Source organism: Chloracidobacterium sp. (genome assembly GCA_016720705.1).
Taxonomy (GTDB): domain Bacteria; phylum Acidobacteriota; class Blastocatellia; order Pyrinomonadales; family Pyrinomonadaceae; genus OLB17.
Genome location: JADKKB010000007.1, coordinates 86,580 through 110,500 on the forward strand (window position 1 = coordinate 86,580; position 23,921 = coordinate 110,500).

Consider the following 23,921-nt stretch of genomic DNA (forward strand, 5'->3'; position numbering starts at 1 on the left):
CTCGATATAGTTTGAAATGCGTCAATGCCTACGGGTCCGGTGTAAAATCAAGGTCGGTGATGTCGCTTTTGACAGTCACGACACGAGACGTGAATGCAAACGTTTTGTGCTTGAGAGCGACCACGTACGTATTGCCCGCTTCCAGGCCGTCGACCTCGAAATACCCGAATGCATTTGTCAACGCGTAGCGAGCCGAGCCCGACGTGTCTGTCACCGAAATACGGACATTCCGAATAGGCTGACCCGATGCACTCTCGATATGTCCGCCGATCCTGACTCCGGCCGCAGTCGGCCCGAGCAACGGAACGGAAGCATCGGTGAATGAGGTCGACAGAACGTCAGCCAGTCCGCTCACGACTTCGTCAACGACCGGCGTGTCACCAAATGTTATATCGGTTGATGCCGGAGCCCCGGGAGCAACATCGAATTCGATCGTTACTAACATCATTGGCCCGGCCGCAAACGGCTGATCCGGAGCCTTGTCAAGCACTATGCCAACGCGTCCTGATGGTGCTTCACTTGTATTGGCCGTCAGATCGGCTCCCGTTGCAACGCTTCCGAGCGTTATATTTGCCGGATTTGAGAGATGGGCGGTGTTAAAGTTAAGCGTAAGTCCGACGCCCGCCTCATCACCCTGAGCCTCCATCACCAAACCCAATTTCACCTTGTTTCCGGTACGGCTGATAAAGACCGGCTCTACGGAGCGCGGAGACAAATTCGCCTCACCGGCCTTCTTGGCCTTGCCAATGGCCTTTCCGGTTTTGGCAATATCAGATGATTTAGCCTTTTCTACAAGTGAACCCGCGGCATTCGGCCCGGCCGCTTCAGCGGTGGTATCCAGCGAGAGTTCAAACCGCCTCGCCTGCACTATGTCAGCAACTGAAAGGATGCCATCACCGCCAACAGCCAGCGGTGCCGTGTCGGCTCGCTGAAATTCGTTGTACTGCATCACCGTATCCAGTTTGGCGATAAAGCGCCTCAATTGTGCCGTATCGTCTCCGTCAACCGTTCCATTATTGTTGCCGTTCGGTCGGGGGCTGACGTCGCCCTCAAATGCTCCTCCAAGTACCGTGGTAGTTGCATCAGGATCATCCGGGATCGGTTCGCGATTTTCGGCGTTATCCTCAGCGATCGAATAAAATCGATACGATTTTCCCCACTTCCCTGCAAACAGTGTGCTGCTCAACGGAGTGTCCGAGATCCGTCGTGTATAGGCACCCCCATTTTCCGATACAAAAATGTCAAAGCTCTTAAGTCCGGCACCATTGGACAGGTCGCTTCCACTCCAGTTCAAATTGAACGAGGCAGATGACTGCGTGCTGTCCAGTGCGGTCATCTGACTCGTCGGGATGTCCGCATCGAGCAGGTTCGATGTCGTATTGGTGTCTATCGGTTCGTTCTGGTCAAAAAATATGGTTGCCTTGTCGTCCAGGGCCGTCCGCGTCGGTTTGTCAGACTCTGGCTGAATAAGGAAAGTTACGTATCCCTCTCCGTCGTGTTCAGCGTTGTTGGGTGGCAGCAATCCAAGTAACGGACTTATAGGCTGCTCATTCGTTGCTGGGTCGATCGCGGTTAGCGACCAGATAACCCGACCGTTTGTTATGTCGACCCCTGCGAAAATGTCCGCCTTTAAGTTATCTAGATCCGCCCCGAGCTGTACGCGGCCTTGATAAAATGCCTGATTCGGCGGCACCTCGATCCGGGTTTGCTTAAATCCGATCTCAACCAGGCGCACGGTCCGGATGTCAAAGCCCGGCGGCAACTGATCCAACACTCGTATCTGCTGCGCGGGGGCAGTCGCGGTGGAAAGATTTTCGAAGTTGATCCGATAAAGCAATGGTTTTTGGATGCCCACAAACTTCTCCGGCCCGAAGCCCGCCGGACCTATAATTTCGTTTGGGTCGAAAGACTGCGGGACATAGGTGGTCTTGACGTAATCGATTGTCAAAATAATACATTCGATGCCTTGTTTCGCGATTTGATAGACATCGTAGAGGATCGATGCCACCTTTAACCACGGCAAATACCTCAACGCGTCCTTCAGGCAATGCGCCGACGATTTTGCGATCTTTGTCATAAAGGATGAAAAGGCTTCATATCCGTCAAACGACCCCGTCCGAATATATCCAAGTGCGTCCTCAGCGAGCCCGGTTATTGAAAGTGCAATCTCTAGGGCACATTCTTCCGGAAAGATCTCGCCGAGGATCGTAAGGATCGTTTTAAGCACCAGATGCGTCCAGCAATTTACAACTTGTTGACCGCCCGCGGTCGGGGCTAAAGCGAGTCCGGGAGCATCGGGGTACATACCGGTATTGAATAAAGGATTAAAGGCATTCGCCGTTATCGTTCCACCGAATGGGAAGGTCACGTCGATGCCGATATCGACTTTTGAATTGCCTCGTATTACCGGCACAAAAAGCGCAATTACCCTAATTCCATCTCTGTCGGCATGGAATGCGTTCGTGGGTAGCGGATCGTCGGCAGGATCTGCGGACGGTAAATAGTTTGATGTGGACAAATGATATTCGTATGGCCCTGACAACAGGATGACTACCGGCACTGAGATCGCGTCGTTTCCTCCGTCATTTGCGACCGAAACCACAAAGCGGTTGCGACTGTTTGGCCCTATCGCACTCGGCCCAATGATCTCGGCTCTAGTTTGCGGTCCGCCGCCTCCATTTTTTATATGGAAATTGCCGGACCAGGCAGCCGTCTGGGCATTCGGATTCGTGGCAACAACCTGGTAATTTCCTGCCGCCTTTCCGTTAAGATCGAAGAGGGCCGCGATCTTCGCCTGACTGTAGAAATAGTTGTAGATCGGCGCTGACTCAACACCAGTCGGTCCGACGAGTTTGATGGTCGCACCCGTCTGGAATTTTGCCCCTTCGAGCGAGACGATCGTGTATCCCTGATTGCCCGCCTCGGCTGGCTCGACTTTCCTGACACTGAACGGAAGAATCTCTGCCTTTACGATTACACTCTCGGCGGTTGGGGAACTCGGCTTTTCGCTCGCTTTCGCCGGCTGTTTTAGCTGACCTGCAAAGGATCCCGGCACGTAGTCGCCGCGGATCATCGAATAGTAAGTGCCGGCGGTTGTGTTGGCGACGACGTTTTCCTGATCTGCCTCGCCCTGACGATTTCCCTGCACTTCATAATTTGCCCGATTGACCATCGCTCCGTATTTTGTGTAAAGCTCATTGGACGAACCTGCCTGACCGAGCAGCGTAACGAGAAGGGTCTCGTCCGCGGGAGTATTATATTTGTAAAAGCGTTCGCGATTGGTGGTCAGCGTGGTGTTGAAAGGAACGCCGAGTGCCAGCTCTTGGACAGCCACATTTACAGACATCACGGACGTTGTGAGGTTATTTATCTCGTTTGATTCGCGCACGTTATTGCGGGCATCGGTACGCACGATCACGTAGTATGTGCCCGTCTCGACCGGCGGCACGGGCGTCGTGATCGTGGTTGTGTACGTCTCGCTGATGCCGACCGGACCGGTGTGCGGTTGCTGAGTTACTATCGCGTCACCGACGTCCCAAGTTGTGTCCGTTGACAGATATACCGTGTCCAGCCAAGTGCCCATCGACGCATTTGTGCCCGAGTTTTGCACGGTCCAGGTAAACGTCGCATCTTCGCCGGGTGCCGCCGATCCCGGAACTGTGATGTTTGTGATATTCAGATCGGAAGGTAGAGGAAACTGCAGATTTACCTGGAACGGAGCGCTTATGTTATTGGCATTGTCCGCCTCGATCACTACATTGTTGCGGTCGGTGACCACAAATATGTTGTAATCGCCGGTCAATCCCGCCGGGATGTTGCACGGCATTGTTTCGCTGTAGCTGGCACCGCCCGCCAGGGCACCGACGTGCTGTTTATAGCAGAGCAGATTGTCCGTCTGGTCATAGGCCGCATCGCGGGACAAAATGACATAGTCAGTCCATTCCGACACAAGCGTCTCAACGGTGCCCGTATTTGTGACCGTCCACGAAATATTGGACTGGAGGCCGGAGTAAACCGGCGTCGGAACTGATACGTTTGTCGCTTGCAGATCTATGCCCGGCACTGTCAGCGTGATCGGAACCGCGAACCAATTGTTGTTTTCCATCGGACTCAGCGGCGAACCCTCAGTGACTGTGCCGCTAGCGTCTGCATAGACGATCAGAAAGTAATTTCCCGGCAGAAGGTTTGGGATATTAGCGGTGATCTGACCGGCATACGTCTCGCCCGCACCGACCGGAGCGGTTCGGAGTGATGCACCGATCGGCTTGTCATTGCCGTCCCATATGTTGTTGGTCGACAGATAAGCACCGTCCGACCAGGTCGCCGGTGTCATAGCGGCGGCATTATTTACACCTGTATAGTCAACGGTTATCGTAGTTCCCAAGACCGCCGATGCCTGCGGTGCGATCGCTGACACGCGGAGATCCGGCAGTGAATTTGGGACATTAAATAACGGACTCGCCGTATAGTTATTGCCCTCCAGACTACATTCCGGCACATAGCCGTCCGCGTCGGTCTGGACATACATCTGATAGTTGCCCTGCAGATACCCCGGCAGAGTGACGACTTGATTCTGTGTATAGGTAGCATTGGGCGCCAGAGCTCCGCTGTGGACGAAAGTACCTAAATTGATCGGCGGCTGGCCGGTCTCGGCAAAGATCAGAACGCGATCGGTCCAATACGATTGGTTTGTCGCTCCGCCAAAATTCTTGACCGTCCACTGCACGTTTATCGCCTGTCCGGCATTTCCTACGGGCGGTGTCTGAACACTCGTCACCTGGAGGTCGATGGCGTTATTGGTTATCTGGATCTGCCGGGCTTCGCTCTCGTTGTTGCCCTCTGCGTTAATAATCGGGTCGTACTCAAATATCTGGTTATTCAAATCGGTTTTTGCGATCAGATAGTAAGTACCGTCAAGGCACGATGGCAGCGTCGCGCCAAACGAAACAGCGTACTGACCTCCGGCCGCGAGAAAGTCATGTCGGGCAGAGTATCCGATCAGCTGGTCATTTGCGCTCAACGTAGTGTCCGTCGATAAGTACAGCCCCTCATACCATCCGTCATTGCCGGCGGCATTAAATGCACCATTATTCTTCACCGTGAACGACACCGCGATACCGGAGCCTGCATTGCCGGTCGCCGGAGCAGTAAACGGATTGAGAATGACAAGGTCGGGCGGGGCGGCACTGGTGTTCATCGGCGAACCGTCGGTTATACGATCGTAGTCGCTATTGTTGCTTTCGGACGTAAATTCATAGACCTGATTTGAATAGTCGGCGACAACAAAAACATAATACGCACCCATTGCGTCAACCGGCATATCCACCGAAAATCCATTCGCCGTATACGAACCATTTTGAGGGATCGCCCCATTATGCGTCCTGTATCCTATGAAACGATCGCTGCCGTCAAGCACCGTGTCCCTGGAAAGGTATATCCCGTCGTAAGATGTATTTTCACCCGGCAAAGTGCTGCCAGTACCACTGTTTGTCACCGTCCAACTAACGGCGATCGGTTGTCCCGCAAATGCGAACGGTGGGGCTTGCACGTTTGAAACGCGCAGATCGGGAACCGGTGGAGTGGCGATGGTAATCGGACTTGAAGAAACGTTGTTTGCTTCACTCTCCTCGTTAACCTGATTATTATTATCCGTTTTTACCACGACGTAATACGACCCGCTAGAGCCTCGCGGAATGTGAAAATTTGCGGTAGCAATATAGCTCTCGCCGACATTAAGGTAGTTGATATTTGTCGCGTAGATGCTAGCTCCACCCGGGTTTGTTGTCGTGCTTAGATATACGCTGTCGTACCACTGATTGCTGTTGGTCGCGCCGGGCCCGTTGTTTGTCACCGTCCATTGAACTTGAATATTCTGGTCGAAGAATGCCGTTGCCGGAGCAGTTATATTTGTGACTTGCAGATCCGGACGCAAAAAGCGACGCACGTGGATCGGCTGAAAGCGGATGTTGTTATTTTCATTCGCTCCCTCGTCAATGTTTCCGTCCGAGTCAGTTTTGACATAGACGTAGTAATCCCCCGTTTCCGTTATGGCACCCGTCGGGATCGTGACATTTTGAATGCGATCAACGGAGCTGTTCGCCGCGACACCTTGATCGAGCCAGAACCATCCGATCTCCGTATCGCCGCCTATCACCATATCCTTTGAGAAATAGATTCGCTCGTAGAACGCTCCCGCCGCGCGATTTCCGGTGTTTTGCGTCGTCCATTGCAGCGGATAGGGCGTATCGGTTTCAGCCTCAAATGGCGGTGTGATCGACTGCACCTGAAGGTCAGGGACGCGATATTCGAATCGGACAGGCTGAGCGATATGATTGTTCGTCTCGCCGATCTGGGTCGGAGTGCCCTCGTAAATTTGGCCGAAATAATCGACCTCCAGATAAAAGAACGAATCGGACGACGGACGCTCCGGAAGCGTCGGAAAATGCATCGAATAGAACGTCGTGTGGGCGTCACCGACCGCAAGTGCCGGTATCGTCCCCACAGCCATTAGTACGTCATCATCATTGCCGCGAACATCATCGACCGAAAAATACATTCGGTCGTAAGACGTCGATCCGCCCGGCGCGGTGCCGACATTTCGCGTCGTCCAACCGAAGTTGAAATCGACACCGGGTTCCACAGTCGTCGGGAGGATGATAGTTTCGGCTTGATATTCCGGTAGATGTCTCAGGACGTGGATCGGTCGACTGACGAAATTGTTTACGTAATACTGTTCGCGCTCGTTGACCGCAAAGTTGCTATTGGTAAAGACAAAGATGTAATAATCTCCGTCCGCCGGAATTGCAGAGCCGGGAATTTGAATGTTGTTGACCGTAATATTTTCGGTTCCATTCACAGCCAATGGTGCGTAGTGATAGCCATAGGTAAGGACCGTATTGTTGTTATCGCTATAGTTATCGTCCGGCGAAATATACACGGTATCGAGCCAATACTCACTATTGGCAATGGCTTGCCCTACGTTCTGAACTGTCCACGAGAGCGAGATATTCTGCCCTACGTCAGCATTTGCCGGAGCAGCGAGATTTAAGACCGTTAGGTCCGCAACCGCAGGATAGATCGATGCCGTTGCCCGACCGGTAATAGTTTGGTAGCTTGCGACAATATCGACGCTCTTGTGAAGATCCGTTATCGCCGTATCGATCGTAAAATCAACGTGATCCGAACCTTCGGGAACCGTGACCGTAGTCGGAATGGTGATCGCACCGGCCTCGCCGACCGTCGATAGATCGATCGTTGCATCGCCGGCAGGGGCGACGTCCGGTAAAGTCAAGGTTACTTGAGTTGTTCGGCCCGCCGCGATCGGATTTGGGTATTGGATCTTCAACTTGATCTGCGGTGCAGGCGGTTGACACGCAGGCTCGTCATTATTTACATTCGCGAGATCACTTATCTCCTGCTCCGAAATGGCACGGTTGTAAAGATTAACCTCATCGATCGCTGCATCCGTCAGATCGCCGCCGCAGCCAATGTCGCGGTTTCCGATAGAGAACGGAAGGTCGTTGTTACCCATCTCGTATGGGAAATTCTCGGTATCCTCTACCACACCGTCAACCCATATCGTGTGCTGTGCTCCCTGTCTTCTGAGGACAAGATGGTGCCAGATGTTGAGCGAAATGGGCTGCGCCGTTGCAAAGTTGAGATATTGGCTGTTATCGATATTCGCGACGTCTCCAGTGACCCTGTTTAGATCATCGACAGAGAGTCGCCAACGCGACGCCGTGCCTCCGCATTCGGATTTTCCCGCGATAAAATGAATGTTCGAGGAATGCAGATTTACCCATGCCGTCAAAGTGTAATCGCCGGTCTGGACATCGAGCGAATTGTTATCGGGGACGCGTATGTAGCTACCGTTGGCCGCAAAATTAAACGCCTGACCGACGTGCCCGGGGGCATAGGTCGGATCGTCTATAGCCTCACCGTTATTCGCCCCGATCGAGTCTTCGGCATTATTCTCGCCTTTCCACGACGAGACCAACCCGACCGGAACCGAGTCGTTATAGATCTTCGAAATTTCGCTGTCGGTGATCGCACGGTTGAAAAGATAAATTTCATCGACAAGGCCATCGGTCGAGAAAACCGGTGATGTCGCCCCATCGCCTTTACCGATCGTAAACGGAGCGGTGTTACCGGCAAATGTGTAGGTGGTGGTCTGAGTATCTTTTAGTACATTGTCAACATAAAGTTTGAATTCCTGACCTTGCTTTCGCATCACGATGTGATGCCATTCATCGAGAGTGATCGCATCCGGACTACGACCCGTTTGTCCGGATGAACCGTCTTCGTTCCAAAACTCAAGGAACGGCTGATCGTTTTCATCAACACCGATGTAGTACGACGACGCGTAGTCACCTTGGGCTCCCTTTCCGGCGATATAGCTCAAATTAGGATTTGTCGCTCGGAGATTTACCCAAGCTGCGAGCGTAAAATCGCCCGTCTGCAGATCGAGTGAGTCATCTGTGTCAGGGACTTCGACGATGTCCTCCGTTCCGTCAAAATCGAATGCCTGGCCGATCTTTCCCAGCGAATAGTGAGTGTCATACGACTCGCTTCCGTCATTATTGCCAACCGAGTCAAGTGCGTTTCCCTCGGCACGCCATTTTGCGATCAGATTCGGCACTTCAGTTGGAGAATTACTCGCACAGGTCGGCTGCCACGAAGGACTCGTAAAGGAGTTGTCAGGGTCTGAGGCCAGTTCGGTCTCATTTGTCCCGTCTGCATTGACGACAAAGATCTTGAAGTCGTTATCGCGATATGTTACAAAAACGATCTTTGTGCCGTCCGGTGACCACGCCGGTTGCTCGTCGAGCCCGACAGCCGTCGAACTCACTGCGGTCGCGTTCGTACCATTGGCATCGGCTGTGTATATATCGTTGTTCGACGCATAGACGATCTTCTGACCATTTGGCGAATAGGACGGCGATTCGATCTGCTGGGAATTGCTTAGTACGAGAGTTTGATTCCCTCCCTCCGTGTCCGAGGTGTAGATTACGGTTCCATCCGAAAATATAAGATGGGTACCGTCACGCGACCAGTCGACGCTAGAATCGTAGAAGTATTCCGGATATTGGATAGCGGTGGTAGTAACTGACAGATCGCCGATATTCAATATCTTTATTCGTCCGCTGCCCCCCCCAGTTTGCTCTCTCGAGGCGAAAACAACCTTCGTGCCGTCAGGCGAGAATTTTGGTTTTTGGTTAAGCACATTGTCGGCGGAAAAGGTCATTCGACGTTGATTGGTACCGTCGGCGTTCATCAGATAGATCTCTTGCAAATACGTCAGATTATCCGGACGATCGCGGCCCGATGTGAATACGATCTTTGACCCGTCGCGTGACCAATCCGGGTCTTTGTCGCTGCTGCTGTCCGTCAAGACAGTTTCGTTCTGCGGCTCACCCAAACTCCGCAGTATTATCTGCCCGAAGCTGCCGTAGCCACGTCCAAACAACAGGCCACCGGTGCCGGCCGTCTGAGGCGATAAATTATTGCGTTTGATCGGCTTCTTTTTTTGGTTCTTTGCGGACTTGCGCGGCGTCGGAGCGGCTGATGGCAAACCCGGACCCGTGATCTCAATATTTCGTAATTTTGCAACGGTCTGCCAGCCGAAGAGAACCGTCGCGGCGATCGATAAAAGTACAGTAACCCGAAGTACGCGGCCGAATCTCGAACTCAGAGAAATCTTCATAGTTAAACACTCCTGACAAATTGCAAAAAATTGATTTCGCCCTACAAAGCGTAAAAGCAGTGACAATCGGCTCAAAAAAAATGAAGAATGTTTCAAACGCTATTAGATACCGCGTAGATTCGGCGAAAATCACTCAAATGTATGTTAATGACCGGCTGAAGCTAGAGGATTTAAGAAGCACGAAATAGTGTATGTCGCAGATCGCGGTTACCGATTGGGCGATCCACGCAAAAAACTTTCAAAATAGGACAATTGGACGTATAATCCGTGACATATTTGTCATTTGACGGCTATGTCGGATTCGCTCGAGGTAACAAATTTGCTAAATAGAGTCGGGGCGGGTGATGCTTCGGCTCCCGACGAGTTGCTGCCGCTCGTTTACGGCGAACTGCGCAAACTAGCTCAGGGCTATCTCAAAAATGAGCGGGAGGGCCACACCCTACAGGCAACTGCTCTCGTCCACGAAGCATATATACGGCTGGTGGATTGGGAAAATGTATCCTGGCAGAACCGCGCTCATTTCTTTTCGGTGGCGGCAAATGTGATGCGAAGGATACTGGTCGATCACGCTCGCGCAAGACGTGCGGAAAAACGCGGTTTCGGACAGACACTTGCGTTAGACGAGGCGATAAGTTTCTCGAGTCAGCGTGAAGTGGATCTGGTCAGGCTCGACGATGCTCTTGAGTCGTTGGCGGCGATCGACCCGGTTCAGGAGAAGATAGTCGAATTGCGCTTTTTCGGAGGCCTTACGATCGACGAGACCGCACACGCCCTGCAAGTCTCACCCTCGACTGTCAAACGTGAATGGACGGTCGCAAAGGCTTGGCTCTTCCGCGAGATCAGCCGTTGACGATCTATCTAAGTAATGAGCGACATCGACTGGCAAAACGTAAAGGATATTTTCATCGCCGCACTCGAACTCGACGAGTCGCAACGCTCGGAGTTTCTGTCCGAACGCTGCAATGGTGAGACCGATATGCGGTCCGAGGTCGAGTCGCTGCTTAGATCACATTTCGAGAGCGAGGATTTTATCGAAAATCCCGCGATCGAGGTAAGTGAGATATTCGGCAACAAAGATGTCCGGATCGACCAGCAATTCGGCCACTACACGATTGAGCGGGAAATCGGCCACGGTGGTATGGGCGCTGTATTCCTGGCACGACGTAATGACGGCGAATTTGACCAAAAGGTCGCGCTCAAGATAGTCCGCCAATCGATCGCTGAGCACCACATAATCGAGCGATTTAAGAATGAACGCCAGATACTCGCGTCACTTAGCCATCCCAATATCGCACGACTGCTCGATGGCGGCGTCGCCGACAGCGGCGAACCGTTTATCGCGATGGAGTACATCGAAGGCGTGCCGATCGACGAATTTGCGACGAGCCACAATTTCTCGATAAACCAGAAACTTCGATTATTTATAAAGGTCTGTTCCGCAGTCGCTTACGCCCATCGAAACCTGATTATCCATCGCGATATCAAGCCAGGCAACATCCTCGTCGGTACCGACGGCGAACCAAAATTGCTTGATTTTGGATTAGCAAAACTGACTGACGAGCGGCTTTTGGCGGACCCATCTCAAACCCAAACCGCATTTCGTGCACTGACACCGGCATACGCTAGCCCCGAGCAATTGAAAGACGATGTGATCACAACCTCGTCGGACGTTTACAGCCTCGGCATTCTGCTTTTTGAATTGCTGACCGGCGAGCGGCCGTTTCGATTCGAAGGCAAAATGCTCGACGAGATCATCCGGACGGTCGCAGGAACGGCACCCGCTCTTCCATCAAAGATTGCGATGTCAGCAAGCCACGATCCGCAATTATTAAAGGGCGATCTCGACAACATTATTCTGTGCGCCCTTCGAAATGAACCGGAACGCCGCTATCACTCGGTCGAGGCATTGGCCGAAGATATCGAAAGGCATTTGAACGGATTGCCGGTGTCTGCTCGGCCGAACACATTCAGTTACCGGACCGGAACATTTATCAAACGCAATAAGATCGCGGTTGCAACCGCGTCTTTGGTCCTGATCAGCATCTTCGTCGGCCTCGGAGCAACTCTCTGGCAATCGCGTGTCGCTGCAAAGGAGCGGGATCAGGCTCTGCACGAACAGAAGAAATCGGAACAACTAAGCAATTTTCTCCAGACGATCCTCTCGTCCGCCTCACCCGAAGAAAGTGGGAAAGACACAAAGGTGATCGAAATGCTCGATAACTCCGCCGGCCGAATAGATGAGGAATTTGCGGACCAACCCGAACTTAGAGCACAAGCTTTGTTAACGATCGGAAAGACCTACACTCAACTCAGCCTGCTTGATAAGGCGGGCACCGTGCTCCGTAAAGCGTTAGATCTGAGTACAGATATCTACGGAACCGAAAACAAAACCACATCTACTTGTATGATGTATTTGGGAACGGTGAATATGGGCATCGGTAAGTTCGATGAGGCGGAAAAGCTTCTCACCGAAGGCACCGAGATCGACCGAAGGCTTTCACCTAAGGGCAGCAATGAGTTGGCTTACGGTTTGAATGCATTGGGGGAATTCTACGTAAGAAAGGCTGAATATGAACGGTCAAAGCCCATTTTGCAAGAATCGATCTCGATCTATGACGATCTATTTGGAGCAAATAATAAGGATTCGGCATTTGTAATGATCTCAGTCGGACGTGCTCAGGCGTTTGCGGGAGACAAGGATGGTGCCGAGACCACGTTTCGGCAGGCTCTGGCGATCTATGAGCAATTGCCCATTCGGTACGAACTGCGGATCGCCTTTATCAAGATAAATCTCGGTAATCTACTGGCAAACAGAGGCAACTACGATGAGGGAATCGCTTTGATGCTCGATGCTGAGGCTACATTTGCAAAGAAGCAGGGCGATTCGTTCAATACATTCAACTCGAAGGTATTTCTTTGTCGGGCATATTTTCTTAAAGGTGCCTACGATCAAGCAGCGACGAACGGCACTATCGGGATCGAAATGGCCCGAAAACTAAATCTTAAAAATAACCCGAGTTATGTTGAAATGCTGCTTTTTACGGGTTTATCACTATCGCGGGGCGGGACGCCGCAAAAGGGCGAAGAGCTATTGCGTGAGGGACTAAAAGTCGCCGAAAATGGTTTTCCCGGTGAAGTTGCCGATGCCAAAGGATGCCTTGGCGAAAATCTCGCAGCCCAGAAGCGCTTTGTAGAGGCTCAAACGTTACTTTCTGAATCATATGAAAGCCTGAAAGCGTCGGTTGGCGAACAAAGTCCGCGCACCGTGCAGGTAAAGAATTTGCTGGATTCAATTTCTCAAACCAAAAAGAATACGGTGCCGAAGACGAAATAGAACGCAATTTATTACTGATGTTTTCAGCATCGTCTTGCATACTGTAGTTTATTAAATATATGACAGATACACGAAAAATTGCCGACCCGTGCGTGATGGTAATATTCGGAGCGACCGGAGACCTTACCAAACGCAAGCTCTTCCCGGCACTTTACAATCTTGCCAAGGGCGATTTTCTGCCGCACACGTTTGCGATCATCGGCGTCGGGCGTCAGGAAATGACGACTGAGGAATTTCGCAAGGAAATAATCGCAAATCTGCACGAATTTATCCCGAACGATAAGGATGAAAAGATCATAGATTGGTTCGCTGAACGCACGTATTATACCGGCGGTGATTTCGACGATGACAAAAAGTTATTTGGCGACATCAAGAAATTGATCGGCGAGGTGACGGTCAAACACCAGATACCGAACAATTTTTTCTACTACCTGGCAACGCCACCCTCATTGTTTGCCAATGTCACGCACAAGATCGTCAACAACGGGCTGGGCAAGGAAGAGAATGGCAACTGGCGCCGATTTATCTACGAAAAACCGTTCGGCCACGACCTCGACTCGGCAAAGCAGTTAAACGCGGATCTGCTGAAAACTATTAAAGAAGATCAGATCTACCGCATCGACCATTATCTGGGCAAAGAAACCGTGCAGAATATTTTGGTCTTTCGCTTTGGCAACAGTATCTTTGAACCGATCTGGAATCGCAATTTCATCGACCACGTGCAGATCACGGTTGCCGAATCACTTGGTGTCGAGCAGCGAGGCGGTTATTACGATTCGGCAGGCGCCTTGAGGGATATGATCCCGAACCATATCTTTCAGCTTGTGACACTGACTGCGATGGAACCGCCGGTGTCGTTTGAGGCAAATGCCGTGCGCGATGAGCAGGCGAAGATCCTCCACGCCATCCAACCGTTTTCGCCGTCTGACGTTTTGCACTGCGCCGCTCGCGGTCAATACGGTGATGGGACGATCAACGACACCGCCGTTCCGGCTTACCGCACGGAGGAAAAGATCGCACCATTCTCAAATACCGAGACCTTTGCCGCTCTAAAGCTTTCGATCGACAATTGGCGTTGGGCGGGAGTTCCATTTTATCTGCGGACCGGCAAGCGAATGCCCGCCAAGCACTCGAGCATCGTCATTCAATTCAAGGCAGCCCCGTTCGTCCTTTTTCGCGACACCTCAGTCGAAAAGCTCACGACCAACCGCATCGTCATTCACATCCAACCGGATGAGGGCATCACTCTGCATTTCGGCGCCAAGGTGCCGGGTCCGATCGTCAGTATGGGCGCGGTGGATATGGATTTCAATTACGTAGACTATTTTGGTGAGCAGGTTGCCACGGGTTACGAGCGTCTGTTATTTGATTGTATGATCGGAGATGCGACACTGTTTCAGCGAGCCGATATGGTCGAGGCCGGCTGGAGTATAGTCACACCGATACTGGACGTGTGGAATGCTCTGCCGGCGAGGGACTTTCCGAATTACGCGTCCGGGACGTGGGGCCCGGCAGAATCAGAAAAGCTGCTCGAGCGTGACGGGCGAGCCTGGAAAAACCTCGTTGACTAAGAATGTGTCATACCACTCGTCACTGAACGAATGTATGAGGATACCGCTTTAACTTATCTAGATATGGAATTGGAGTTGATCGCCGCCGTTGCCATTCTTGCCGGACTATTGTTCTTGGCAACGATCGATATGGCATTTGCTAATATGTCGGACGTTAGCCTGCGCCGACTGGCAGCCGACGCCGATGCCGAACGGAAACTTGGTGCGGCGGCCTTTCTGCGCGAGATCCTCGAAAATCGTCCGCGATTTAGATTTGTGATGTCGTCGACGATCCAGGTACTGCTGATCACTTTCGCCGTGCTTCTGACACTCGTCATCGTTCGTTTTACGCAAGACGAGATGTCGATGCGACTATATGCACTCTCGATCGCTCTGATCGCGACCGTACTCGCACGACAGGTACTGCCGCGGCTTTTTGTACGCACCAATACCGAAGCCAAACTTCTGTTTCTACTGCCCGCCGTCCGTCCGCTGTATGCGGTCGCCTCCGCGATCGCCAACCCGTTCGCTTCCAAACGCCAAAGCAAGGAAGAACAGCGCTTGGAACAAAGTTTCACCCCGGATTATGCGGACGAGAGATCAGACGACTCTGACGACGACTTTCACGCATTAATGGAGGTCGGTGAGGCTGAGGGAATTATCGAGGGCCGTGAGCGTGAAATGATCGAAACGATGGTCGAGTTTTCTGACACGCGTGCCGGCGAGATCATGACCCCGCGAACCGAGATCTGCGCGCTATCTTCGAGTGCGACGATAAAGGACGCCCGCGAACTGATCATCGAAGAGAAATATTCGCGTATCCCGGTCTATACTGACTCCATCGATAATATCGTCGGGATGGTCTACGTCCGCGATCTGATGCAGGTTTGGGCCGAAGGCAAAGAGGCCGATCCGGTCGAAACCATTGTGCGTGAACCGCTTTTTGTGCCCGAAACGATCCCAGCCGCGGAGTTGCTCAAAAGATGCAGATCGACCGTATTCAGATCGCCGTCGTGATCGATGAATACGGCGGCGTCGCCGGACTTATCACTGTCGAAGACATCATTGAGGAAATCGTCGGCGAGATCGAAGATGAAGACACCGAGCAGGACGAGATTGTCGAGATCATCGAGGGCGACGGTGAGTATTGGGACGTGATCGGCTCGACCGAGATCGACAAGATCGAACGACTTTTTGATCTGGAACTCGAGGACGAAGACTACAACACCATCGCCGGCCTAGTCACCAGCGAAGCCGGATACGTCCCGAAGGTAGGCGACGAGCTTCGGCTACGCGGATTGCATATAGAGATAATTAGAGCCGACGAAAAGCGGCTTCAACTCCTCCGGCTACGCAGAGAGGGCGACGCAGAAACAGTTTCGCCCGACGAATCGCTGTAACGGGGCGATCGCCTCGTGTGCAGAATATGCCGCGGCCTTGGGATCAAAGGCCCACATTTGTGAAGTCCGTCAACCCGACGTTACCGTTGCAGCCCGCGGTGCAATCCGTCGGCTTTGTGTCCATAGAAGCCGAACGGTCATAAACGGTGGCATATCACATCCTTAATTATGTCGCCGATGCATTGCCAGCGGTTCTTTGGTAAAATTGCGTTTCGATCAGAGTATCGCTCTGCCTATACACAATGGCCAAAAAAATAAGCAAGTTTCTTAGTGGCAAACGGATAGATCCGAAGCCCATATCGTCCGACACCAGCCTCGCCGATCTGATCGACGAGTCGTTTATGGCATATAACGGCGCAAGGCTTCGGGAAGCGTGCCGACTGTTTACGACAAAGATGTTGGAGGACGATGTGACCATCGGAGTCACGCTGACCGGTGCGTTGACGCCTGCGGGGCTCGGGATCTCGGCGTTGATACCGCTGATCAAGGCCGGATTTATCGATTGGATCATCTCGACCGGTGCAAATCTATATCACGACACCCATTTCGGTATAGGGCTTTCGCTTCATCAGGGCAACGCCAGCCTAGACGACAGGATTCTGCGTGAAGAAGAGGTCGTGCGTATATACGATATTTTCTTTGATTACAGCGTACTGCTCGACACCGATTCGTTCTTTCGGCGACTGATCGAACACGAAGAATTTCAAAGGCCTATGAGTAGTGCCGAATTTCACTATCTCTGCGGCAAGTACATACGGGCACGCGAGGAAAAGCTCGGTATCAAGGAAAAATCATTATTGGCTGCCGCTTACGAATACGGCGTTCCGATCTATACTTCAAGCCCAGGCGATTCGTCGATCGGAATGAATATCGCGGCCAAGGAACTACAGGGCGGCAAACTCATCCTTAACCCTAATCTCGACGTTAACGAGACCGCCTCGATCGTACTCGCCGCCAAACGCGGCGTCGTGCATACCGGTAAGCAGACAAAGAAGGGCGGAAAATCGGCCATCTTCATCCTCGGAGGCGGCAGCCCGAAGAATTTCGCATTGCAAACTGAGCCTCAAATTCAGGAGGTTCTGGGGATCGACGAGAAAGGCCACGACTATTTCTTGCAAGTCACTGACGCACGCCCCGACACCGGCGGCCTCAGCGGAGCAACCCCCGCCGAAGCGGTTAGCTGGGGCAAGGTCGATCCGGAGAAATTGCCCGATGCGGTCGTGTGTTATGTCGACTCGACCGTTGCACTACCATTGATCACCGCCTACGCGCTTGCCCGCCACGAGCCGCGAAAAGCACGCAGACTATACGATCGGAGAGACGAATTTATGACGTTGCTCAAAGAGGAATACGAGCTCTCAACCAGGAGATAGATGAAACTGAAAGCTGAGATCGGCGGCGAGGCCCGCGAAGTGGAGATCGTCAGAGACGGCGATCGTTTGAGCGCGGTCGTGGACGGCCGCACCTACGACCTTGAACTCGGCGAACCTCTGCCGGGTGTCTATCTTTTTAAGAATGAAGGAAAAGTCACCGAGGCGTCGGTGCTGGTTTCGTCCGGCGACAACACTAACGTACGGATCGGGTCGAATGAGTTTGAGGTTAAGATCGTTGATCCAAAACGACTTCGCGGGTCGGTTCATACCGCCGATTCCGGCGAGGGATCGTCGCAGATCAAGACTGCAATGCCCGGCAAGGTCGTCCGTATTTTGGTGGAGATCGGTGCCGAGGTGAAGATCGGTGACGGCATCATCGTGGTCGAGGCGATGAAGATGCAGAACGAGCTAAAAGCTCACCGCGACGGCATCATCAGAGAGATCAGGGCCGCCGAGGGCGAAAACGTAAATGGCGGCGACGTGCTGGTCATAATAGAATAGGCCGCTCAGCAGCAGTCGGCCCTTTCCCCAATTCATCACCTAAGTCCTAACAGCGTTCGGCGACGGTGATCTCCAACGCGTCCGCCGCACGCTCGAGAGCCACGGTCCTTTCGGAAAACCACTTTTCATCCTCGGTCTCAAATCCCCTTTCAACAGCCAACGCACGGCGCGTTTCCGACGGTGCGGTACCGCCATAGATCGTGCGGACGGCCACAAAATTCTCAGGCGAAACTGCCGCCGCGAGCTGGTCCGGCGACATTTGCAGATCACGCCCGATGATATCCCTCGAAACGGATTGCAGAATCTCGTAGGTCACATCGGAACCGGCTTCGATCGCTTTTCGAACGCACGCTCCAACTATCTTATGCGAGATACGGAACGGTAGCCCTTCCTGGCGAACGATCGAATCGGCGAGTTCTGTGACCGCGATAAAATTCTCGCCGGCCCGCTTCTTGAGCACGTCAAAATTGAAAGTCGCAGACTTTAGCGTACTACCAAGCAGCGACACCGCCCGGTTGGCATCGCGTATGCCGGAATAGATCATCGGCTGCAGATCGTCTTCGACGTCATTGATGTCACCGAAAGGCGTGTTGTGGATACTCGTCATCACACCGAGGCATTGACCCAGAGCCTTGCTGCCGATCGCACGCACGTGTTCGAGAGCCACCGGATTTCGCTTCTGCGGCATTATCGACGAACCCTGCACGTAACCGTCAGAAAGGCGGATCACGTTAAACTCCATCATCGCCATCAATAGGAATTCTTGTGCAAATTTGCCGACGTTGACGAGCATCGCCGATGTTGCTCCGAGCATTTCCGTGAAATAGTCGACCGACGCTATCGACGCGTAGGAATTTACGGTCGGCGCCGTAAAACCAAGTAGGTCAGAAACACGGTGTCTGTCGATCGGAAATCCCGTGGTCGTTATCGCACCGGAACCGAGCGGGCAGTAGTTCATATTTTCATATGCCCTCTGCAGTCGCTTAATATCCCGGCCGCAATTCTCTGCCATCGCGAGCAGAAAGTGCGCCATCGTCGAAGGTTGTGCCGGTTGTGTGTGTGTGTACGCCGGAATGAGCGTTTCGTGATGTTCTGCCGCCAGATCCAGAAAAACTCGCCGCAGGCCCATCGCCGAATTTAATAGCGTTAAGCAAGATTGCCGCAGATACAGACGATATATTGTCACGTCGATATCATTCCGGCTGCGGGCGGTGTGCAGCTTTCCGGCAATGTCGGGATCACAACCTTTGGCGATCTCCTGTTGCAGCAAATAAAAGAGATCCTCAAAGCTACCGTCGTATTCCCTGCTGCGAATTGCATTGAAATCCAGAGCCATCAATGCCTGTAATATCGCCGTAAGTTCGTCCTTGGTAATTATTCCCTGCTCCTCTAGCATAATCGCGTGAGCCAGATCGACGCGGTAATACGCATCGAGGAAATACTCTTTGGCGTCCGCGAAGCAGTCCGAAAGGACGTTGTCCTTGTAATTCTGTGCAGGAAATTTTTCTTGGATTTCTAACGACATTTTAGGTAATTGAAGTTACGGTTATCAAAATTGAAATTGGGCACAGATATCAATGATCGCTCAAAGATACCTGTGCCCGGGATTGCCTATTTTGCTGGTGACTTAGGCAAACTTAGCATATTAGCGAACAGTCGATACGCTCCAGGGTTCCCGACCGGCAATTGGCGGAACCACGAATACGAAGAGTATAGGAATCGCCCCTTTCCGACCTGGGCATACAACATACCTCCGTTGCTTTCCTTTTCGCCCTCATCGTGAGACTCGAGCAGCGGCACGTATTTTGTCGCGTCAAAGTCAGTGACGCAATAAAGGTCTCGCTCTTGTACCCAGTTTAACCAGTCTGCATCACCGATCTTGTTCGGAAAATTGAAGACCGGATGATCGCCTTTAAGTATTTTGACCGGTGCGTTTTCATCGACGACGCGGATATTGCCTTCCATTTTAGCCGGATAAGGCATCAGGTTGAGTCGAGCGAATTCCTGCTGCTGATACTGTACGATCAACGTTCCGCCGTTATTCATAAACTCGGTCAGCCTGCCATTGTTGGCAATGTAATCGGTACGCACCTGCGATGCTCTAATGCCGACGACGATGGTGTCAAATTGCGAAAGATCGCCCGTCGAGAGATCCTTTTCGCTCAACATTTTGACATCGAGCCCGAGCCGCCTGATCGCTTGCGGCACTTTATCCCCGCTACCCATAATATAGCCGACCCGGACCGGGGCAACTTTGAGGTCCAACACTTGTGCGGTAATTTCGGCCTCAGTGTAAATGCGGTGGGTTTGGATATGCGGGTACAAGGTCTCCTGCACCTGAAGGTCATAAGAATTGCCATCCATATTGGCGACCGCCCGCAATGGATATTTGTTTGGCTTCGCATTGGCCGGAATGGTCAGGTCAAACGTCAGTGCAGTCTTATCGCCTTTTTTCTTAAGTTCGAAGTCAGCGGTTTTTGGCGACAGGGCCCAACCGGATGGCAAGCCAAATCCGGCCGAGCCTTTTGCCGTTCCCGACTTGTGATTCGTAACAGTCATTACGAGGCGATAGGTCGCGGATTTGGATGATGTCGGAGCGATAAGCAAATTCGAGTCCATACCGATAGTGACGGCCGGCACTACATTTAATTCGCGGCGAATCTCGCCACGAATATCATCCGCGTAACGATATTCAACTTCCTTTTCGATCTTGACCGAGTTACCACCAAAATCGAACGTCACCTCAGCGATCGCGAGCGGTTTCTGAAACGGAAGGCTCTGACTCTCACCGGCACCTGACCAGTCAAAAGTAGAGTTGGTCCGGGGTTTCGTCAACCAGTATGGCTGCGTCGGTTCGGATGTCGAAGAGGTCGTTAATTTGAAGAACGAAGCCGAGCGGGCATTCTCGCGAATGTTCCGAAATCCGGTCGATGGCGGTGCCGGCGGTTCGGCAATCGAATCTGATTTCCAGTCTTGCGGCACCTTGACCTCGGCCTTTACGACCTTGATCTCTGTCGCGTCGGGGGCAAATACGCGAACTGCGACGTTGGTCGAATCACCAGCGACGATCGTTTCCGTATCGGCGAGAGCGTCTACCACCGTGCCCGAGGCTAACATCAATGCGTTCGCAAATTCCTCACGTTTCACGTGTACGAGCGACTTCGAATAAGGATTTCGGGTTGCCGATTCGGCGTCCGCCGCTTCCCGGTAACCGCGTGCCAGCATCGGCACCAATTTTCCCGGTGCGTAGGGATCATAACTCTTTAGTGCTTCCACCGCAGTTGCCTGCAATACTTTTAGCTTTTCGATAAATGGTGCAGAAGTGTCATTTGAGTTTGCCGCGATCCCCGTAATTGAAGTGTCGATACCGTCAAACACGCTCGACTCCTTGTCAACGGCCTTAGCAGTGGACTCAAGCAGTCGTACACCGGACGTTTGCTTTCCACGCAGTTCCAACGTCCCCATTTCCTGCGATTTGTGTTGGCTACGGCCCTCCATCGCGATCTCAAAATATGATCGACCCAAGAGCGAGTCGTACTCACCCGTGTTCACGGTGAGCGAAGGCACATTCTGCGGATTCGGCACAAAACTCTGCGAGACATATAGCTTTTTCGCTTGCCACGGCAAAATGTCGCCCGTCAACTGTTCGGGAAACTCCTTTGGGTCGGCTGCGGCCTTAAAAGCGATCGGCGTCAAATATCCGACCAACTGGTGCTGTCCGTGTCCATCAGCCGGAGTTCCGGCAAATCGTGAAATGATCACCATCGGCTTGAAGATCCTGATGGCACGAACCATATCACCCAGAACTTCGCGTTCTCCCCAGATCCGTGCGGCCTCTTCCCGTTTTTTCGAAAACCCATAGTCCATCACGCGGGTAAAAAACTGACTACCGCCATCAAGCCTGCGGGCTTGCAGCAATTCTTCCGTGCGGATAGTCCCCAAGGATTCAAAAAGTTCTTCCCCGATCACGTTTTGGCCACCATCTCCGCGATTAAGAGCGAGGTATGACGTTCGAGCCTGTTCTTTTCGTGCGAGATACGCAAGCAAACCGGAATCTTCGTCATCCGGATGGGCTCCGGTATGCATCACACGCGCCGTTGTCTGCAGGCGCTTGAGTGCTTGGACAAGCCCTGCCGAGCCTCGGTCATAAATAGGCCGAACCTGGGCACGAGCCGGTATCGCGATCATCAAAACACTGACTAGGGCCAGGACGTCTAGCCCGATAATTGCACATTTATGAATTCTAGTTTTCATTTGCGACCACTTTCTCCTCGTTTCTAACGGTAAGACTTATTAAATAGCCGGCGATGACCGTAACGAGACAGCCGACCACGTTAAACCACAAAAACTCGATATTTGTATAATGACTGGCAACCCAAACCGACGATATGCCGAACAGCAACCCAAAGAACGCACCGCGAGAGCGTGCGCGCTTTACGCCGATCGCGAGAACAAATACGCCCAACAATGAGCCGTAGAAGAACGAGCCGAACTTATTGACCACCTCGATCAATGAACCGAGATTGGTTGCGTATATTGCGACGACACACGCAAACAATCCCCAAACAAATGTGGCCAGGCGGCCAAATGCCACATAATGCTTATCTGTAGCTTCTTTGCGAAAATGCCTCCGATAAAAATCGATCGTCGAGGCAGTCGCGAGTGCATTGAGTTCGGCCGAGATCGAGGACATTGCTGCCGCAAAGATCGCTGCGATGATCAGGCCGACCACACCCATTGGCATATTTGCGACAACGAACGCCGGAAAAACGTAATTGACGTCATTAAAACTCGAGTTGCCGGTCGAAGTCTTTACAAAGTCAATTGCGTTTTTCCGTGCGTCGTTGAAGCCCTTGTCGGCGGCGACGTACGCCTGCCGAGTTGAGTCGTTGCGATCCGCCACGAATGCGAGGGCGGCATCCTTTCGCGTGTCGTGAGCGTGCTGAAAGTCGCTCTGCAGAGCCGAATATTCCGTCGTCTGCGATATCTTGTTTGCCTCGACAGCATTAAACACCATCGGCGGCATTGCAAACTGGTAAAAGACAAATACGAGTACGCCCACAAGCAGTATCAGAAACTGCATCGGAATCTTGAGGAACGCACTCATCAATAATGATGTACGGCTCTCGCTAACCGATTTTGCGGTCAAAAATCGCTGAACCTGACTCTGGTCACACCCGAAATATGACAGAAACAGAAATAGTGCCGCGATCATACCGGACCAGATCGTGTACTTTTGGGTTAGGTCAAAGCTAGTGTCGATAGTTTGGAGTTTACCCAGCGTTCCTGCCAAAAATAGACCGTCGGTTAACGATACTTGAGCCGGAAACTGTGATACCACGACAAATAAGACAACAAACAGTCCGAAGAAGATCACGACCATCTGCTTGACATCTGTCCAAGTGACCGCCTGCACGCCGCCGACCATCGTGTAAAACGTGGTAGACATACCGATCAAGAAGATCGTGGCTATCTCACTCCAACCAAGCACGATCGACAGAATTACTGACGGTGCAGCAATCACCACGCCGACACCGAGGCCACGTGAGATAAGGAAAAGAAAGCTCGTTAAACTGCGGGTTTTCGCGTCAAATCGCCGTTCGAGATATTCGTATGCTGTGTAGACCTTTGCCCTGTAAAAGAACGGCACGACCGTGATGCAAAGTATCACCATCGCGAGAGGCAATCCATAGTAGAACTGGATAAACCTCATACCGTCGGTGTACGCCTGGCCCGTAGTACCGACCAGTGTGATGGCAGAGAGCTGGGTCGCCATTACCGACAAACCGACCGCCCACCAAGGAAGGCTTCGATTTGCGAGGAAATAGCCCTCAATGTCTCCGCTATGCTTGGTCATACGTATCCCGTCCCAGATAACGTATGCAAGATAGGCGACAACAATTGCCCAGTCTAGAAATCTCATTTTTGATCAACTAGAGAAGTAATTTGAAAACGACCAAAGTGCAAAAAGCACAATGATAAGGGTTATGATCACACCCAAGTAAACGCGATACCACCAGGAATCAGGCAACTCCTCAGGGGGATCAACGTCAGGTGCGA

At 52.2% G+C, this 23,921-nt stretch carries 11 protein-coding genes; 7 read left to right on the forward strand and 4 right to left on the reverse strand.

Translation table 11 applies throughout. The features are described from left to right. Positions 1 to 28 precede the first annotated feature (28 nt). Entirely contained in the window at positions 29 to 9,703 is a 9,675-nt protein-coding gene (locus tag IPQ00_07705) for a PD40 domain-containing protein (GenBank protein ID MBL0240442.1), read from the reverse strand. Positions 9,704 to 9,995: 292 nt separating this feature from the next. On the opposite strand from IPQ00_07705, the gene IPQ00_07710 reads away from it, so the two are divergent. The 7 genes from IPQ00_07710 to IPQ00_07740 all read left to right on the forward strand — a co-directional run bounded on the left by IPQ00_07710 (position 9,996) and on the right by IPQ00_07740 (position 17,861). Further along, positions 9,996 to 10,553, forward strand: coding sequence for a sigma-70 family RNA polymerase sigma factor (locus IPQ00_07710; protein ID MBL0240443.1), 558 nt, complete (start codon positions 9,996 to 9,998; stop codon positions 10,551 to 10,553). A gap of 15 nt (positions 10,554 to 10,568) precedes the next feature. Then, positions 10,569 to 13,037 carry a serine/threonine protein kinase gene (locus IPQ00_07715; protein MBL0240444.1) on the forward strand — a complete coding sequence of 823 codons (2,469 nt, stop codon included), beginning with the start codon at positions 10,569 to 10,571 and terminating at the stop codon, positions 13,035 to 13,037. Positions 13,038 to 13,096: 59 nt separating this feature from the next. Further along, positions 13,097 to 14,608, forward strand: a complete 1,512-nt coding sequence (gene zwf / locus IPQ00_07720) for a glucose-6-phosphate dehydrogenase (protein MBL0240445.1) — start codon at positions 13,097 to 13,099, stop codon at positions 14,606 to 14,608. 63 nt (positions 14,609 to 14,671) lie between these two features. Continuing rightward, complete coding sequence (locus IPQ00_07725; protein ID MBL0240446.1) at positions 14,672 to 15,604, forward strand: DUF21 domain-containing protein; 933 nt, start codon at positions 14,672 to 14,674, stop codon at positions 15,602 to 15,604. After that, positions 15,571 to 15,987, forward strand: coding sequence for a hypothetical protein (locus IPQ00_07730; GenBank protein MBL0240447.1), 417 nt, complete (start codon positions 15,571 to 15,573; stop codon positions 15,985 to 15,987). Before IPQ00_07725 ends, IPQ00_07730 begins: the two co-directional genes overlap by 34 nt. 242 nt (positions 15,988 to 16,229) lie before the next feature. Beyond that, positions 16,230 to 17,360 (forward strand): deoxyhypusine synthase, encoded by a 1,131-nt coding sequence (locus IPQ00_07735; GenBank protein ID MBL0240448.1) that lies wholly within the window; start codon positions 16,230 to 16,232, stop codon positions 17,358 to 17,360. Further along, on the forward strand, positions 17,361 to 17,861 hold the full coding sequence (locus IPQ00_07740; GenBank protein MBL0240449.1) for a hypothetical protein: 501 nt from the start codon (positions 17,361 to 17,363) through the stop codon (positions 17,859 to 17,861). Between the two features lie 46 nt (positions 17,862 to 17,907). On the opposite strand, the gene argH is transcribed toward IPQ00_07740, so the two are convergent. From argH to IPQ00_07755, 3 genes are all read right to left on the reverse strand, one after another. After that, on the reverse strand, positions 17,908 to 19,386 hold the full coding sequence (gene argH, locus IPQ00_07745) for an argininosuccinate lyase (protein MBL0240450.1): 1,479 nt from the start codon (positions 19,384 to 19,386) through the stop codon (positions 17,908 to 17,910). 86 nt (positions 19,387 to 19,472) lie between these two features. Continuing rightward, positions 19,473 to 22,115, reverse strand: a complete 2,643-nt coding sequence (locus IPQ00_07750) for a PIG-L family deacetylase (GenBank protein ID MBL0240451.1) — start codon at positions 22,113 to 22,115, stop codon at positions 19,473 to 19,475. Then, entirely contained in the window at positions 22,105 to 23,784 is a 1,680-nt protein-coding gene (locus IPQ00_07755) for a sodium:solute symporter (GenBank protein ID MBL0240452.1), read from the reverse strand. Before IPQ00_07755 ends, IPQ00_07750 begins: the two co-directional genes overlap by 11 nt. Positions 23,785 to 23,921: the final 137 nt, after the last annotated feature.